Origin of the sequence: Photobacterium sanguinicancri (assembly GCF_002265265.1) — a bacterium.
GTDB classification, from domain to species: Bacteria; Pseudomonadota; Gammaproteobacteria; order Enterobacterales; family Vibrionaceae; genus Photobacterium; species Photobacterium sanguinicancri.
On record NZ_NOIF01000098.1, the window covers coordinates 1 to 17,360 of the forward strand.

Consider the following 17,360-nt stretch of genomic DNA (forward strand, 5'->3'; position numbering starts at 1 on the left):
CCTGACTCCGATAGAATATCGAAATCAGGCCTTACAAGCCGCTTAACTAAAATGTCCAACTTAATGGGGTCACTTCAGATGTCGGCTTTTTTGTTTTTGGATTCGCTTGAACGATGTAAGCAATACTGTTAACCGGTTTTTTGTAACTGGCGAGGCAGTACTTTTACTAGCTTAATCATGTTCTCTGATACATCGATGATTTCCATCTGGTAGCGATCAATCTGTACGCTCACTTGAGCATCAGGGATATCTTCGAGATGTTCTAAGATTAAACCGTTTAATGTACGCGGACCATCGGTTGGTAAGTTCCACTTTAAGCTCTTATTAAGGTCGCGGATGTTAGCGCTACCTTCAATGATCAAGCTGCCATCCGGTTGTGGGGTGACTTCTTCTGCTAATGTTGGTGCAATTGAGGTTGTAAACTCACCGACAATCTCTTCCAAAATATCTTCGAGAGTGATTAAACCTTGAATGTCGCCATACTCATCAACAATCAAACCGATACGTTCTTTATTTCGCTGAAACTTCAGAAGCTGGATATTCAGTGGCGTACCTTCGGGAATGAAATACACCTCATCAGCGGCGCGAAGTAACACTTCTTTACTGAAATTATTCTTATCCATCATCAAGCGGTACGCTTCACGAACGCGCAGCATCCCGACCACTTCATCAATAGTATCGCGGTATAACACAATACGGCCATGCGCAGAGTGACTTAGCTGGCGCACAATGGATTTCCAATCATCGTTAATGTTGATTGCAGCAATTTCACTGCGCGGCACCATTAAGTCTTCAACCGTCACATTTTCTAAATCAAGAATAGAAATTAGCATGTCTTGGTGGCGGCGCGGGATCAAGCCACCAGCTTCATCCACCACAGTACGTAATTCCTCAGAGCTTAATTTTGAGTCGTTCATACTGTCGACTTTTAAGCCTAGGATAAGCAAGAAAGTGTTGGTAATGCCATTTACAAACCATACTAATGGGTAGAGTAACTTCATGAGTATGTTAAGTAAGATACTGCTTGCGTACGATACGCGCTCGGGGTAAATCGCCGCCAATGTTTTTGGTGTGACTTCCGCAAACACCAGTACCACCAAGGTGAGTGCACCTGTGGCAATAGCAACACCGAAGTCGCCGTACAGGCGCATACCAATAATGGTTGCAATAGCAGAAGCAAGAATATTGACAAGGTTATTGCCGATCAGAATCAGGCCGATCAAACGGTCTGGGCGAGAAAGTAACTTTTCAACTCGCTTGGCCCCGCGGTGGCCTTGGTTTGCAAGGTGTCTCAGCTTGTAGCGATTGAGAGACATCATGCCTGTTTCAGAACCGGAGAAGTAACCGGAAATGACGAGTAGTAATACCAGAAGGGAGAATAGCACTCCCGTGGATATGTCGTCCAAAAAACTGTCCTTTAGCGATAGCAATAGTGTGAATCAACGTAATAAATATAGTTCTACGCGATTAGGTTTGTGTGTCAATGATCAAAGTGGTGTTTTATTAACCGCCGATAATGATCTCCTTGACGAAACGACTACCAAAATAAGCAAGGGTGAGTAAAAACGCCCCCACTAAGCTAAACCATACAACGCGGCGTCCACGCCAGCCTTTATGGTAGTGACCCCATAAAAGAATGCTATAAACACACCAAGCCATCAGTGATAACAAGGCTTTATGCATTTTACCTTGGGCTAGCATATCTTGAATAAAGATAAAGCCAGTGACCAATGTAATGGTAAGAAGAGAATTACCCACTAAAATGATCTTGAAAAGCTGACGTTCCACCATCATTAAAGGGGGGATGTTAGGATTGATCAGCAAACTCTTTTTAGTTTTAAGCTTGTGATCGAGCCACGCTAACTGGATGGCATATAAAGTGGCGATCATTAACGTAGAATATGAGAACAACGCCAGAGAAATATGCAGTAAAACTTGCGGGTGGCCTTCTAAATGGGTAATAAAAGAGCCCGGCAATAAGGTGGCGGCTGTTAAGTTAATTGCGGCAAAGCAGTAAACGACAGGTAACAGGAACCACACGCGCATTTTTAGCGTGGCGAAGGTTGTTAAGGTCGCGATAATGAAACTGATCAGCGAAGCAACGTTTAGAATACTCAGATTCTGGCCGACACCACCAAGAATTAAATCTTTTAATAGTAAGATATGTAACGTTATTGCTGCCAAAGCAGCAATAAAAACAGGTTTGGTTTTTATGCCATCGCTATTGGTTAGGCCCGGAATAACAAGGCCTAAAGCCAGTAAATAGAAGCAAGCTGCCGTAATGGCAATCAACATATCCATAGTAAAAGCGTAACTATCTAAGATGGTTAGAGGTCGCAATTATACCTTGCTGAACACAGAGTCGCCATTGCTACATGAAAGCAGGCGCAGGATTGCGGTATACTAGCGGTAATTTTTTAGAATTATGCCCATTAGAGAGCGGATTTAGCGGTTTTAATTGTTAATCTTTCTATGGGTATAAAAGTTTTGTTGCGAAACGAGCGAGTAGCACATGTTCGAGAATTTATCGGAGCGTTTATCCAAAACGCTTAAAAATATCAGCGGCCGTGGCCGTCTGACCGACGACAATATCAAAGATACGCTGCGTGAAGTACGTATGGCGTTACTTGAAGCGGACGTTGCGCTTCCGGTTGTTCGTGATTTTGTTAAGCGTGTAAAAGAGCGTGCGGTAGGTACAGAAGTATCTAAAAGCCTAACGCCAGGCCAAGAATTCATCAAGATCGTTCAGGCTGAGCTTGAAGCGGTAATGGGTGAATCAAACGAAGAGCTTGATCTTGCTGCGCAGCCACCGGCAGTTATTTTAATGGCGGGTTTACAAGGTGCGGGTAAAACAACCAGTGCTGGTAAACTGGGTAAGCTATTAAAAGAGCGTAATAAAAAGAAAGTATTGGTGGTGTCTGCCGATGTTTATCGCCCAGCCGCGATTAAACAGTTGCAAACCCTAGCATCTGATATTGGCATCGATTTCTTCCCTTCTACAGCAGATCAAAAGCCTGTCGACATCGTTACTGATGCTGTCGCACACGCTAAGCTTAAATTTTACGATGTCTTGATTGTCGATACCGCAGGTCGCTTGCACGTCGACGAAGAGATGATGGACGAGATCAAAGACGTTCATGCTGCTGCCAACCCAGTTGAAACCTTGTTTGTGGTTGATGCCATGACAGGTCAAGATGCGGCGAACACAGCAAAAGCCTTCAACGATACCTTACCACTAACGGGTGTGATCTTAACCAAGGTTGATGGTGATGCACGTGGTGGTGCGGCACTGTCTGTTCGTCATATTACGGGTAAACCGGTTAAATTCTTGGGTGTGGGTGAAAAAACCGACGCACTAGAACCGTTCCACCCCGATCGTGTGGCATCACGTATTTTAGGTATGGGTGACGTACTGTCACTGATTGAAGACCTAGAGCGTAATGTTGATAAAGATCAGGCTGAAAAACTGGCGCAGAAGTTTAAAGAGAAGAAAGGCTTCGACTTAGAAGACTTCTTAAGCCAGCTGAAACAAATGAAGAACATGGGCGGCATGATGGGCATGCTAGACAAAATGCCGGGCATGTCTCAGTTACCTGACAATATGAAAGATCAGGTTAACGACAAAATGTTTAATCAGATGGAAGCTATCATCAATTCAATGACGAAAGGTGAGCGTGAGCGTCCAGAGTTAATTAAAGGTTCGCGTAAGAAGCGTATTGCGGCGGGTTCAGGTACCCAAGTGCAAGATGTGAACCGTCTGCTTAAACAATTTACCCAGATGCAGAAGATGATGAAGAAAATGCAGAAGGGCGGCATGAAGAACATGATGCGCCAAATGAAAGGCATGATGCCTGGTGGCGGCATGTTCCCAGGCCGATAATAAACATTAAAAACGGGATATTTTCGTTAACTGGTGAAAAATTAGCTAAAGAAGTTGCATTCGTCAGTTTAAAGAGTAAAATTCCCGAGCTTAATTTGGCACGGCCCCCGTTGTTTCAGCGGGGGCAATTTTTATTCACAGTAATGCAAAGAGGACGATATGGTTACCATTCGTTTGGCTCGTCACGGCGCTAAGAAGCGTCCTTTCTATCACATCGTAGTTGCTGATTCACGTTGCGCACGCGACGGTCGTAACATCGAACGTATCGGTTTCTTCAACCCTGTTGCTAAGGGCCAAGAAGAGCGTCTACGTCTTGATCTAGATCGCGTAAACCACTGGGTTGGTCAAGGTGCAACAGTATCTGACCGCGCAGCTAAACTAATCAAAGATGCAGCGAAAGCAGCAGCTTAATTAGTCTTTAAATCTGGGTAGAAGATAAACGATGAGTTTAAAAAACCAAGACCACATTGTAGTCGGTAAACTAGGTGCCACCTATGGTATCAAGGGTTGGCTCAAAGTTTTTTCCTATACAGAACAGTCTGAAAGCATTTTTTCTTACGCGCCTTGGCTTGTAAAAGTGAAAGGCGAGTGGAAAGAGCTTCGCGTTGAATCGTGGAAGCGCCATGGCCAAGGGTTGGTTGCTAAGCTTGAAGGTTTGGATATTCGCGAGGATGCCCAAGTGTTCACTAATGCTGAAGTAACTGTACCTGCAGGTCAGCTACCTGCGTTGTCGGATGAAGAATTCTACTGGCGCGAGTTGTTTGGCATGTCTGTTTTCACTACTGAAGGTTACGACCTAGGTAAAGTAACTGACATCCTGGAAACAGGTTCAAACGACGTATTAGTAGTTAAGGCTAATCTAAAAGATGCTTTTGGACAGAAGGAACGCTTAATCCCGTTCCTCGATGAGCAGGTCATCAAGTCGATTGATCGCACTGCTCAGCGGATCGAAGTTGACTGGGATCCTGGATTCTAATCCCCGGTAATAGGTGAACAAATGAAGGTAGGCATAATCAGCCTTTTCCCTGACATGTTTAATGCCATTACCAATTATGGGGTGACAGGCCAGGCGGTAAAAAAAGGCCTTTTGTCAGTAGAAACGTGGAATCCCCGCGATTTTACACATGACAAACATCGTACGGTTGATGATCGACCATATGGTGGCGGACCCGGTATGTTAATGATGGTGCAGCCTTTGCGCGATGCCATTCATACTGCCAAACAGTCCGTTGAAGGTCAGGCTAAAGTCATTTATCTATCACCTCAGGGCCGTAAGCTTGATCAAGCTGGTGTTGAGGAGTTAGCTCAGAATGAGAACCTGATTCTTATTTGTGGGCGCTACGAAGGGGTAGATGAGCGCATTATCCAACAAGAGGTGGACGAAGAATGGTCTATCGGGGATTTTGTGCTAACTGGGGGCGAATTGCCTGCCATGACGTTAGTTGATGCAGTTGTCCGGTTTGTTCCGGGCGTGCTGGGAGACTTTGCGTCAGCAGAAGAAGATTCTTTTGCAAATGGCTTGTTAGATTGCCCACATTATACTCGTCCGGAAATGTTGGATGGGCAGGAAGTACCAAAAGTATTACTGTCAGGAAATCACAAGGACATTAGTCGCTGGCGATTAAAGCAATCGTTGGGCCGAACTTGGCTAAGAAGACCAGAGCTCCTGGAAAACCTAGCTCTGACTGACGATCAGGAATTCTTGCTCGCGGAGTTTATCCGAGAACATAGAGCAAGCATTTAATTAATTTAGTATCAGTTTATTCTAGGGTATACACCAATGAGTAACATCATCAAGCAGCTCGAAGACGAGCAACTAAAACAAGACCTACCTACTTTTGCACCTGGCGACACTGTTGTTGTTCAGGTTAAAGTAAAAGAAGGTGACCGTGAGCGTCTACAGGCGTTCGAAGGCGTGGTTATCGCTAAGCGTAACCGTGGTCTACATTCTGCATTCACAGTTCGTAAAATCTCGAACGGTGAAGGCGTTGAGCGTGCGTTCCAAACTCACTCTCCAATCGTTGACAGCATTACTGTTAAGCGTCGTGGTCTAGTACGTCGTGCCAAACTGTACTACCTACGTGAGCGTTCAGGTAAAGCGGCTCGTATCAAAGAGAAACTTGCTCGCAAGTAATCGAACGTGTAAGACGTTTATCGAAAAAGCCCACCTTATGGTGGGCTTTTTTTTGCCTGCAATATAGAGCATACCGTAATCAACTTCATTTGCTTACAGCTTAATAAGTAAAATGCAGACCTAAGGTAAGCGTATTCAGTCGAGCTTCTTGAGGCAAAATGATGTACTGGGTTTCTAACCCAATCAATAGATTATGGCTGAGAGGTGCTTTAATACCAAAGGCGAGGTAGGGACGAACACCTTGAAGGGTTTTTTGTTGGTTATTGCCATCCTGCCACTGTTCGTATTTAACGTGTGTGTAAGCCGCCCCAAACTTTCCGTAGGCATAAAAACGATTCATGACCGGCACTTCACCACGAAGAGTCAGTATTCCACCTCGATAATCTGCATTCACGGGCTGTGATGTCGCATTACTTTTTATATTGTCATCATCAGCGATATTAAGAAATGAAGCGACTTCAATCGCCATCCCTGGGGTTAATGCATAGCTATAGCCAAGCTGAGTGATCCAGCTGTCGTCTTGTTGCTCGCCTGTACTAAAATTACCATAACCAGTATGTACATAGACTTGGTTTGGGTAGTAAGCCGAAGCGGAAATACTTATGGAGCTACACAGTAGTGCGATGCAAGATCGAGAAGAGAGTAAAGTCATAGCCTATGCATTAATAATGCTCAGTAAAAAACTGAGTGTTATGTGATTTTTGAATGAGTCAAAAATACAGGAAAGGCTGGATAATAGGAAGAAATGACATAAAAAAGCCAGCTCGAAAGCTGGCCTTGATCGTTAGGGGAACGGGGGAATAAAGATGCTACACAGTTTCTAGTTTGCCATCATCTTCATCAGCAAGGTCAGTTTCGCCTTTGCCTTTTGATTTTTTAATAACGATGACTGTAACTGCTAGACTACTTACAATGCCAACAATGGTTGAAAGCGTCATTGGTAAGCCAAAGCCCAGTTGCGCATTACTTAGGATAAAGGTGATACATACGGTTGTCATAAAGATAGCAGGGATAGTCGCGACCCAGTGCAGTTTGTTATGACGAAGTAGGTAAGCAGATGCTGTCCATAACATCATTACGGCTGTTGATTGGTTAGCAAAGCCGAAGTAACGCCAGATGATGCCGAAGTCAACTTGAGTTAGAACACCACCCAAAACGAATAGTGGTAGCGCCATTAAAAGACGATTACGTAGTGTTTTTTGTTCCATATTGAAGTATTCAGCAAGGATCAAGCGGCTAGAGCGGAACGCCGTATCCCCAGATGTAATTGGTAGGATCACAACCCCAAGGAAAGCAACCACCCCACCGACGACACCGAGCAGACCAATAGATGAATCATAAACGACACTACCTGGGCCACCGGTTTTCACGGCTTCTGCTAATGATTCCACTGAACCGAAGAAAGACAAGGCAAGTGCACACCAGATCAGGGCAATCACACCTTCACCAATCATTGCTCCGTAGAAAACAAAACGTCCATTCTTTTCATTTTCCATACAGCGCGCCATCAATGGTGACTGGGTTGCGTGGAAGCCAGAAATTGCACCACAGGCGATGGTGATAAACAACGCAGGCCAAAGTGGTAAGTCATTTGGATTCATGTTGGTGAACATTTGGCTCATTTCGTAATCGCCAAGTAGTGAATGCTCACTGGATACGGCGATAGCAGTAATAAGACCAACAGACATGAAAATCAGTAGAGCGCCAAATAGCGGATAGAAACGACCAATGATTTTATCAACAGGCACGATTGTCGCGATGATGTAATAAGCAAAGATAATCACGACCATGGTTGTCATCGACAAGTTCATGCTAGTTTGTTCATTAACCAGATTCGTTATCATACCTGCAGGCGCAGATACAAAGACTACACCTACAAGCAGCAACAGTACGATAGCAAAAATGTTCATAAAATGTTTTGCACCGTTGCCAAGGTATCGACCGGTTAATGTAGGAACAGAGGCGCCACCATTGCGTACCGATAGCATGCCGGAGAAATAATCATGCACTGCGCCTGCAAAAATACAGCCTAATACAATCCATAACATTGCTGCTGGACCGTATAAGGCACCCATAATTGGACCAAAAATAGGGCCAACACCTGCGATGTTTAACAGTTGGACTAAGTACACTTTCCTTGTCGACATCGGTACATAGTCAACACCATCCGTTTTGGTATATGCCGGCGTTTGGCGTTTTTCGTTAATGCCAAAAACTTTTTCAATAAATGCTCCATAGATGAAATATCCACCTATCAGTGCGGCAACGCAGAGTAAGAACCAAGTCATTTTGTTTTCTCGCTGTGTTTGTTGGGGGAGTGCTTATCATGCCATCTTACGAATCTAGAGCGGAGATGCACTGAATAAACCAGTGAGTGGTTATATAGCGAGGTCAGTGGTCGGTGAGGTGATTGAGCGGTTTTAGTTGAGTGCTCGTTTGTTGGTAGATAGGTGTTACTTTTGCGAGGCAAGTCCGCAATTACGGGGGAGAATTCAGTCTTGGTTAAGTATTTTAACTTATTGTTAATTAATCATTGTTATCGATGGGGTGCGTTATGTTGAAGATGATCAGTGTGACAATTATATTAATTTCATTATTGAGCGGATGCTCTACGCCCATTTCTACACAGCGGTTAATTACTGATGAAAACTGGTCCCAGCTTGGATTTAAGAAAGGGCAACGAGGCGAAAACCCGGTTGCAGAGCTAGCTCTTCAAAAGACGGTTTCTGAAGTAAACGACACTGTTAATCTTGATTACGATACTTACCTTAAGGGGTATCAGAAAGGGCTGGAGTCTTATTGCTCACTTGAGCAGTTGCGACAAATGGGGCTGGAAATGAAGATGGACTGGGGTGTTTGCGAATTTCGCCGTGAAGGCGAGGGCCTGTACCAAGTGTATTGGAAGCAAGGGTTCGATCGCAGTATGTCATCGGATGGGGGCTGGTAACTGACCTTTGCCCGTAAGCAAAGGTCATAACAAGTCTAGTTGAGAGCGAACCTGTCTTTTAGCTCTTTAAGGTAACGGCGGCTTACGGGTACTTGTGAACCATGTAACGTGGTGATTTCAGCTAAACCATTTTCAAGTAATTTAATTTCCCTGATCGCTTGCGGGTGGATCAGATATTGGCGATGGCAACGGATCAGCGGTGTTTTTTCTTCAAGCACTTTTAGGGTGAGTTGCGTTGTCGCTTGGGTATTTTTGGTGATCACATGTACCCCCGAGAGATCAGAAAAAGCGGTTTCAATCTCATCTGGGCGCAGCAAAATAATACGGTTATGACCGCAGCACGGGATCAATTCCAGCATGTCATTGGTTATTGGCGAGTAGTCTTGAATCGCACATTCACGTTTAAGTCGCTTGATGGTTTTTCGTAAGCGATCGTTCTCAACGGGTTTGAGTAAATAATCAAAGGCATTATCTTCAAAGGCTTTGAGGGCGAATTCATCATATGCGGTGACAAAGACGACTTTTGGCATAGTGTCGGGGTCGAGCATGCTCAGCATTTCAATCCCTGTGATTTGCGGCATTTGAATATCCAAAAAAATCACATCAGGTTTTAGAGTATTGATTTTTTTCAGTCCCTCAATTGCATTAGGGCACTCATCAATCACCTCTATTTCACCACTTTCAGTCAGTAAATCGATCAGCTCTTCACGGGCATATAATTCATCATCTATCACCAGTGCTTTAATCATGTGAGGGTTTCTCCGTTGAGGCTGATTGTAATTTTAACTGTTGGTTGAGCGGCGCTGTATTGGTAAGTAGCGCTGCGGGTAAAGTGATGACGGCTTCTGTCGATTCGTTCGGCTGGCATTTCATGCTAACGCCATATTGTTTACCGAACATATTTTTAAGGCGTTTGTCGACAATCTTCATACCAAGCCCACTTTCTTCACCTACAGGTTGGTAGCAGCCTGCATTATCAGCGACAACGAGTGTGATCGTCTGATCATGAACGGCGCCGCGAATATGAATAATACCATTCTCTAATAGGGTTGAAGTACCGTGTTTGATAGCGTTTTCCACTAAAGGTTGCAAGGTAAAGGTGGGCAGCTTAAGAGTGAGTAAAACCTCTGGTACATCAACCTGTACATTTAGGCGATCAGAAAAACGAGCCAGTTCAATCTCTAAATAGGCATGAATATGTTGAAGCTCTTCTTTGAGCGTTACAGTCTCGATGTTTTGTTTTAAGTTACGACGGAAAAATTGCGATAAGTGCTGGATAAGCTGACGGGCTTTATCGGGATCACGGCGTACAACGGCATTGATGGTATTGAGTGCATTAAATAAAAAATGGGGATTCACTTGTGCTTGTAGCAAGCGTAACTCTGCTTGTGTTAACAAGGTCTGTTGCTGAATATAACGTCCGGTCAAAATTTGGTTTGAGAGTAATTTGGCTATGCCTTCACCCAGTGTCAGGTTAACGGTCGAGAATAGCTTTCGCTTGGGTTCGTATAATTTTATGGTGCCTAGTACTTCATTATTACCACCAATTAGCGGGATCACTAAAGCGGAGCCTAACCGACATTTCTCATGGAGTGAGCAGCAATAAGGGATGTCGTAACCGTCGGCATACACCAGTTCACAGCTATCAATAGCGCGACGGGTATAGCCAGATGAAATAGGGGTATCCGGTAAATGGTGGTCGTCACCTATACCGATAAACGCGAGAATCTTTTCTCTATCAGTAATGGCTACAGCGCCAACCCCGGTTTCTTCGTAAACAATCTGAGCAATCTTTTTAGACGTTTCTTTATTGAAGCCTTGGCTCAAAATCCCAACCGAGCGTTGGGCAATTTTGAGTGCTCGGCTGGAAAAGGCAGCAGAGTATTTTTCGTATATGGTTTTACGGTCTTGGATAATACTCATAAACAGAGCGGCACCCAGTGAATTCGCAATTACCATCGGCAAGGCGATAGCGCTGACTAAATGTAGGGCTTGATCAAATGGTTTAGCGACCACCAGAATAATCAACATCTGCATGATTTCAGCAAAAAGCGTAATAATAAAGACGATAAAAGGCTTAAAAAGTTGTTCAACTTGACCTGAACGAACTAAATACAGGTGCAGCAACCCGCCCATGACTCCTTCCATGGTCGTCGAGATAGCGCAGGCGACATCAGTAAATCCCCCCATAGAATAGCGGTGCATTCCGCCCGTGAGTCCTACCGCAAATCCGACGATCGGGCCGCCTAGTAATCCGCCCATTACGGCCCCAATAGCGCGAGTATTGGCTATTGCATCGTCGATGTTTAAACCAAAGTAAGTTCCTAAAATACAGAATAAAGAAAACAAAATGTAGCAGGAAAACCGTTGTGATAACCGCCCAGAAACTGTCGTGATGGGCATGAATAGTGGTGTTTTACTCAGGAGGTAAGCAATAACTAAATACACACTGAGTTGTTGCAAAAGCGAGAAAATCAGTTCCATGAGGCGGCCTATAACTGTGATTAGCAATATGTTAACCAGCTTTGAGGGATAACCCCAATATTTATTGGGTGTAAACCTATATTTACGAATGGTAAATATTGTTTACACCCTGTTGCAAAGGGAGGAAAAGGCTTGTTAATGTGACTCTTAAGATGAAGTAGAAAAGATTCTGCTAGCATAAAAAGACTGAGACAGATTTTACAGGGAAGCCAACATGCAAAAAGACCAACTCAATAATATTCACATTCAAGATGAACAAGTATTGATCACGCCTGATCAACTCAAGGATAAGTTGCCTGTTAGTGAATCTGCTTTTGGCTTTATTCAACAATCTCGTCAAACCATTGCCGACATTATTCATAAACGCGATCATCGTTTACTGGTGGTGTGTGGCCCATGTTCTATTCACGATATTGAAGTTGCAAAAACGTACGCGAAAAAACTGAAGCAGCTTTCTGAGCAACTCGACGATCAGCTCTACATTGTAATGCGTGTGTATTTTGAGAAACCTCGTACCACGGTGGGCTGGAAAGGTTTGATCAACGACCCACATTTAGACGGCTCTTTTGAGGTTGAAGAAGGTCTCCACATTGCGCGTCAGCTATTGATTGATTTGGTTGAAATGGGTATTCCATTAGCAACCGAAGCCTTAGACCCAATCAGCCCGCAGTACATAGGTGATTTATTTAGCTGGGCAGCCATTGGTGCTCGTACGACTGAATCACAAACACACCGTGAAATGGCAAGTGGTTTATCCATGCCTGTTGGCTTTAAAAATGGTACCGATGGTAGCCTCGGCACTGCAATTAACGCGATGCAAGCTGCAGCTTCCGGTCACCGCTTTATGGGGATCAACCGCCAAGGGCAGGTTGCTTTGCTAAATACCCAAGGTAACCCTGATGGTCATGTGATCCTCCGTGGTGGTAAACAAACAAATTACGATTCTGTCTCTGTGACTGAGTGTGAAAACGAGATGAGTGCTGCAGGTCTATCTCCGTCTCTGATGGTAGACTGTAGCCACGCAAACTCGCGCAAAGACTACCGTCGTCAGCCTTTAGTTGCTGAAGATGTTATTCACCAAATTCGCGAAGGTAACCAATCAATCATTGGTTTGATGCTGGAAAGCCATATCAATGAAGGTAACCAAAGTGCAGATCTAGCACGTAACGAAATGGCTTACGGTGTGTCAATTACCGATGCCTGCATTAATTGGGGTGATACCGAATCACTTCTACGTCATGCGCATAAAGAGCTAGTCCCATTTTTACAAGAACGTAATCAATAAGTACGGAAAGCAGAGTCATGGTCGCGGAACTGAGCAAATTAAGAGATCAAATCGATGAGGTTGATCGCCAGATGGTTGAGCTATTAGCTCGCCGTTTATCTTTAGTGGAAGATGTTGGTCACGTAAAAAGTCAGCATGGGTTACCTATTTACGCCCCCGATCGTGAAGCTGCAATGCTAGCTTCTCGTCGTGAAGAAGCCGAAAGCAAAGGGGTACCACCTGATCTGATTGAAGATATTTTGCGCCGTACCATGCGTGAATCATACTCCAGTGAAAATGACTCTGGCTTCAAATGCCTCAAGCCTGATCTGCGCCCGATTGTCGTGGTAGGTGGTCATGGTCAACTGGGTGGATTGTTCTGTCGTTTATTTGAACTGTCGGGTTACCAAGTACGTAAGCTAGGTAGTGATGAATGGGATCAGGCAGATGAAATTTTAGCGGATGCAGGTATGGTTGTGGTTTCGGTGCCAATCAACGTTACCGAACAAGTGATTGCCAAGTTAGGCAATTTACCTGCAGATTGTATCTTAGCGGATTTAACCTCGATAAAAAGTGGTCCGTTACAAGCCATGCTTGAAGTACATAAAGGACCGGTTATTGGTTTGCACCCAATGTTTGGCCCTGATATTCCAAGTCTTGCAAAGCAAGTGATTGTGTACTGTGATGGGCGTAACCCAGAGCATTACCAGTGGCTATTAGAGCAGTTCCAAATTTGGGGTGCGAGCTTAAACCGGATCAGTGCGATTGAACATGATCAGGGCATGACGTTGATCCAAGCGTTGCGTCACTTCACTTCATTTGTCTATGGGGTACACCTTGCCGAAGAAGATCCACGATTAGACCAATTGCTTTCGCTAAGCTCACCGATTTATCGTTTAGAGCTTGCAATGGTTGGGCGACTATTCGCGCAGGATGCACAGCTGTATGCCGATATCATAATGTCTGCCCCGCAAAACTTGGCGATGATTAAACGCTTCCATCAACGTTTTGGCGAAGCGATTACCATGCTTGAAAGCCAAGATAAGGCCGCATTCACTCAAGCCTTTGACCAAGTTGAAAATTGGTTTGGTGATTACGCCCAGCACTTCTTAACGGAAAGCCAAGGGTTATTGCGCCAAGCGAATGATTCGACCCACAGATCATAAACCACAACATTATTCAGGCGAGAGTGGTTATTCATTTTCGCCTGTATTCTGTAAAGCTTCTTGCTCGAGTATTCCAAAATTGCACAATTCCTTTCTCCCTGCGTTTGCGCTAACTTCCAATAAAAACGTAACCGAGTAATCACTCACAAACATTGTTTGCGAGTGAGAGCGTTTTAATTTTACTGCGCAATATGAATTTGCTCGATATTATTTATGCTAACACTCTAATTAAATGGATGTTTATACCTAATCTCTCCCTGTTATTTGCTTCAACTACAGATATTCAGATATTAGGAGAGGGGTAATAATATGGATTCGAGAATGAAATTAAAAATGTTAGTTGGCGCGTTAATCTTGTCTAGCTCATCGGCGATGGCGTTTAGTTTTGGTAGCTTAACAGGGGATGGTTTGCCCAGTTTAACGTCCAGTCGAACTGAAGGTTTGGGGATTGCTCAAATTTCAGTACCTTATGCAAATAGCGTTAACTACTTTGGTTATATAGATAAAAGCTCAAAGCCATCAGCGAAAATTAAAGGGAAAGATGCGTACTACTTGTATGTGTGGGTGCCTGCTGCATTGGATGAACTTGGGGTACGTATGATTTCACCAGTGGGGGATTTAGCTGAGCCTACGAGTGATGATTTCGTTCAAAAAGGCTTTGAGAAAAAGCTCAAGAAAGATGCGGATAAATGGTTTGATACTTGGATCCGAGTGGAGCGTATGAGCGTGTTCTCACCTGATAAAATCAAAAATGCCAAGAAGGTCTTTAGCGTATTAGATAATGATGATGATGGTGATGACACTTATGAAGAAGAGCGCCATGCTAAATACAATTCCTTAGTTCGCATTGAAACACAGGTAAATAAACCAGAAAAAGCTCTAACGCGAGGTTTGTACCGTGTTGCATTTACCACCTTTAAAAAAGGGAATGTCAGTGGTTCATTTGTTGCAACGGTTGGTACCAATGTACCGGGTGTGAAAATGGCAACCTCATTGTCTGAACTGCATAAAATGGTTAACTAAATTGTTATCTTCTCAGTAATTACCATTGGCATTAGTGGCTGTTCAAAATAAAAAACAAGGGAGCCTGATGCTCTCTTGTTTTATTTTAGTTATTTGAGTTTGTTTCGTTTTATCAAAACTCAATATCAACGGGTTTTACATTTTCGCTTGGATAGCAACCTAGCACTTTAATGAAGCGGGTTAAGCGCGTGAGTTCTTCGAGTGCACCCTGCATCACTTCCGATTTTAGATTCTGCTCAACATCAAGGTAGAACATTTCTTCCCACGGATTGCCAATAACGGGACGAGATTCTAGTTTAGTCATATTGATATTGAGGTTACGCAGTACCACTAAACACTCAACCAAAGACCCCGCTTTCTGAGCGGTTGACATGATTAAGGTGGTTTTAGCGGGGATCAAAGACGTCACTTCCACGGGTTTACGGGCAACAACAATAAAACGCGTGAAGTTTTCTTGTTGGTTCGCAATACCAGACTTCACTGCTGTTAAGCCATATATTTCACCGCTGGAGGCATTGCCAATCGCTGCGACATCAGCACGTTGCAGTTCAGCCACTTTTTGCATTGCTTCTGCGGTGCTTGAGCAATACTCTTGGTTAATATTCCCCATTGTATGTAAATATTCACTGCACTGCTGGTGGGGCTGTGGGTGAGAGTACAGCGTGGTAATTTGGTCTAGGTTAGTGTCGGTTGCGACAAGTAAGCAATGTTCAATCGGTTGGGTGATTTCACCGACAATCGACAGGCTAGTATGTTGAAGTAAATCGTACACTTCATTGATAGATCCAGAGCTGGTGTTTTCAATGGGAAGCACCCCATAGTCAGCATTGCCTGTTTCGACGGTATTGATGACATCACGGAATGTCGAACAGCTCATCTCAACCAGTTTGGTTTGTTTTTTACTGAAGTAGTTACGGCTGGCAAGGTGAGAATATGACCCTTGAGATCCTAAGAAAGAAACTCGAGCTACAGGTTGTAAACTTTCTGGGTTGGTGAGTTTTTGCAAATATGCCTGCTGGTATAAGACTGAATCTTCAATAATGGTATGAAATATTTGGGTTACATACTGTGGATCGAGTTGTAGTGCATTACCCGCATCAACTAAACGCAACAACAAGGCTTGTTCCCGCGTTAAATCACGTACTGGTTTAGCTGTTTCAATTTTGCTTTTTGCGACTTCAAGACTAAGTTGGCGACGTTCAGCTAATAGCTGCAAAAGTTCGTTATCTATTCGGCTCACATTCTTGCGAATATCGTCCAATGAATATTGTTGTTCTGTCATAAGGATCCTTGTTATCGCGGCAACTTATCGGTTAATACGGTATATATGTTGTGAATACATGCAAAAAAGCCCCCCGTTTGGGAGGCTTTCTATTCGTCTTTATCTTCTTTCTTGCATAACGAATAGCCTCCACTAAGGGGACATAAAAAAGAAGGTAAAGAAAAACAGGTTTGTTATAAGCATTTGTAGAGAACACTCGTTTCGTATATGTAATAATTTGTTTACAGTCTTGTATCCCTTATGGGATTAAATCACCATATTGTGGTTGGCTAGGGTTGTCAAGGTGAAACCCTAGCCAAAACGAACAAACCCCGCACAGGGCGGGGTTGTTATCAATTCCTCTTCAAAGCTTGCGGTTATACGTCAGCTTCTTCTTCTACCTCAACTTCAGCAAGCTCTGGTTTGTCACTGTGGCTTGCTCGGCGCGCAGAAGGCTTATGCGCTTGTTTATTCAGTTGGCGTTCGAGTTTTTGATAGACTTCAGTAATTGCACCGTACATGTCGTCGTGCTCTGCTGAGGCAACAATATTACCTCCCGGAATAGCAGCAGATGCTTCAACTTTAAATTTACGGCTAGGCTCAGTGCTAATAACAGCATGTTTGTTAATTAGCGGCACTTGATACTTTTCTAACTTATTGAATTTTAGTTCAATTCTCTCACGGATAGCAGGGGTGATATCTAGGTTTTTGCCGGTGATTTCTACTGTCATAATTATCTTCCTCTTTTGCTACCCTTCGTTGGGTTGAGTTCAGATTACTAAATTCAGGCGATGATAATGTGATCTATGTCACGTTTTGTTTTTTTTAAATATATCCAGAATAATTCTGTGATCAAATCGGTTTTGTCGTAAAAAACTTTCACGAAAAGGCTTGTTTAGACCGAACAGGTTAAGGCAGTATGAAGGAAGATAAAACGCTGGCGGCTGGTGCTGACTAGGGGACTTTTTCGATTAGTTACAAACGGTTGTGTTATTTTTGTCCGTTTCATTCTCGGTGTTATGAGCCACGTAGTTGGTGAGCGACAGGCAACGATTAATCAAAATTGGAAAAATTATTAAGTTGATGGTGTAAATCGAGTCCTAAAATCGAATGTTAGTAATACTGAAATGGACGAGATGAGTTTAGCCCGCGTTAATGCATTACCTTATTATAGAATTCAAAAAAAACGGCAGCCTCAGGC

At 43.7% G+C, this 17,360-nt stretch carries 17 protein-coding genes and 1 other annotated feature; of the genes, 9 read left to right on the plus strand and 8 right to left on the minus strand.

Annotated features, from left to right (window positions below; genetic code table 11):
* Positions 1–128: 128 nt before the first annotated feature.
* A complete protein-coding gene (locus tag ASV53_RS14710; RefSeq protein WP_062688025.1) occupies positions 129–1,406 on the minus strand; it encodes an HlyC/CorC family transporter in 1,278 nt (425 codons plus the stop codon).
* 97 nt (positions 1,407–1,503) lie between these two features.
* Positions 1,504–2,301, minus strand: coding sequence for a cytochrome C assembly family protein (locus ASV53_RS14715; RefSeq protein WP_094957613.1), 798 nt, complete (start codon positions 2,299–2,301; stop codon positions 1,504–1,506).
* A gap of 211 nt (positions 2,302–2,512) precedes the next feature.
* Between ASV53_RS14715 and ffh the strand changes: the two genes are divergently transcribed.
* From ffh to rplS, 5 genes are all read left to right on the plus strand, one after another.
* Positions 2,513–3,880 carry a signal recognition particle protein gene (gene ffh, locus ASV53_RS14720; RefSeq protein ID WP_062688026.1) on the plus strand — a complete coding sequence of 456 codons (1,368 nt, stop codon included), beginning with the start codon at positions 2,513–2,515 and terminating at the stop codon, positions 3,878–3,880.
* 159 nt (positions 3,881–4,039) lie between these two features.
* Positions 4,040–4,291, plus strand: coding sequence for a 30S ribosomal protein S16 (gene rpsP, locus ASV53_RS14725; protein ID WP_048900827.1), 252 nt, complete (start codon positions 4,040–4,042; stop codon positions 4,289–4,291).
* 31 nt (positions 4,292–4,322) lie between these two features.
* Positions 4,323–4,856, plus strand: coding sequence for a ribosome maturation factor RimM (gene rimM / locus ASV53_RS14730; RefSeq protein ID WP_062688027.1), 534 nt, complete (start codon positions 4,323–4,325; stop codon positions 4,854–4,856).
* 21 nt (positions 4,857–4,877) lie between these two features.
* Positions 4,878–5,624, plus strand: coding sequence for a tRNA (guanosine(37)-N1)-methyltransferase TrmD (trmD, locus tag ASV53_RS14735; RefSeq protein ID WP_062688028.1), 747 nt, complete (start codon positions 4,878–4,880; stop codon positions 5,622–5,624).
* 36 nt (positions 5,625–5,660) lie between these two features.
* Positions 5,661–6,014, plus strand: a complete 354-nt coding sequence (rplS, locus tag ASV53_RS14740) for a 50S ribosomal protein L19 (RefSeq protein WP_062688029.1) — start codon at positions 5,661–5,663, stop codon at positions 6,012–6,014.
* Positions 6,015–6,114: 100 nt separating this feature from the next.
* Here the strand turns inward: rplS and ASV53_RS14745 are convergent, their stop codons facing one another.
* Positions 6,115–6,666 carry an outer membrane beta-barrel protein gene (locus ASV53_RS14745; protein ID WP_094957614.1) on the minus strand — a complete coding sequence of 184 codons (552 nt, stop codon included), beginning with the start codon at positions 6,664–6,666 and terminating at the stop codon, positions 6,115–6,117.
* Positions 6,667–6,823: 157 nt separating this feature from the next.
* Positions 6,824–8,302: a carbon starvation CstA family protein gene (locus tag ASV53_RS14750; RefSeq protein ID WP_094957615.1), complete on the minus strand. Its 1,479-nt coding sequence runs from the start codon at positions 8,300–8,302 to the stop codon at positions 6,824–6,826.
* A 266-nt stretch (positions 8,303–8,568) separates the two neighbouring features.
* On the opposite strand from ASV53_RS14750, the gene ASV53_RS14755 reads away from it, so the two are divergent.
* A complete protein-coding gene (locus tag ASV53_RS14755) occupies positions 8,569–8,961 on the plus strand; it encodes a DUF2799 domain-containing protein (RefSeq protein WP_239928800.1) in 393 nt (130 codons plus the stop codon).
* Positions 8,962–8,996: 35 nt separating this feature from the next.
* Here ASV53_RS14755 and btsR read toward each other — a convergent pair whose 3' ends face one another.
* Complete coding sequence (btsR, locus tag ASV53_RS14760) at positions 8,997–9,710, minus strand: two-component system response regulator BtsR (RefSeq protein ID WP_094957616.1); 714 nt, start codon at positions 9,708–9,710, stop codon at positions 8,997–8,999.
* A complete protein-coding gene (locus tag ASV53_RS14765) occupies positions 9,703–11,445 on the minus strand; it encodes a sensor histidine kinase (RefSeq protein WP_094957618.1) in 1,743 nt (580 codons plus the stop codon). Before ASV53_RS14765 ends, btsR begins: the two co-directional genes overlap by 8 nt.
* A gap of 214 nt (positions 11,446–11,659) precedes the next feature.
* Here ASV53_RS14765 and ASV53_RS14770 point away from each other — a divergent pair, with 214 nt between their 5' ends.
* The 3 genes from ASV53_RS14770 (at position 11,660) to ASV53_RS14780 (ending at position 14,898) form a co-directional block, all read left to right on the plus strand.
* Entirely contained in the window at positions 11,660–12,730 is a 1,071-nt protein-coding gene (locus ASV53_RS14770; RefSeq protein ID WP_094957619.1) for a 3-deoxy-7-phosphoheptulonate synthase, read from the plus strand.
* Positions 12,731–12,747: 17 nt separating this feature from the next.
* Entirely contained in the window at positions 12,748–13,875 is a 1,128-nt protein-coding gene (gene tyrA / locus ASV53_RS14775; RefSeq protein ID WP_062688035.1) for a bifunctional chorismate mutase/prephenate dehydrogenase, read from the plus strand.
* Positions 13,876–14,196: 321 nt separating this feature from the next.
* On the plus strand, positions 14,197–14,898 hold the full coding sequence (locus ASV53_RS14780; RefSeq protein WP_189337882.1) for a LipL32 family surface lipoprotein: 702 nt from the start codon (positions 14,197–14,199) through the stop codon (positions 14,896–14,898).
* A 112-nt stretch (positions 14,899–15,010) separates the two neighbouring features.
* Here the strand turns inward: ASV53_RS14780 and pheA are convergent, their stop codons facing one another.
* Complete coding sequence (pheA, locus tag ASV53_RS14785) at positions 15,011–16,180, minus strand: prephenate dehydratase (RefSeq protein WP_094957621.1); 1,170 nt, start codon at positions 16,178–16,180, stop codon at positions 15,011–15,013.
* 59 nt (positions 16,181–16,239) lie between these two features.
* Positions 16,240–16,361: a sequence feature (Phe leader region), on the minus strand.
* Between the two features lie 175 nt (positions 16,362–16,536).
* Positions 16,537–16,890, minus strand: a complete 354-nt coding sequence (gene hpf / locus ASV53_RS14790) for a ribosome hibernation-promoting factor, HPF/YfiA family (RefSeq protein ID WP_094957622.1) — start codon at positions 16,888–16,890, stop codon at positions 16,537–16,539.
* Positions 16,891–17,360 lie beyond the last annotated feature (470 nt).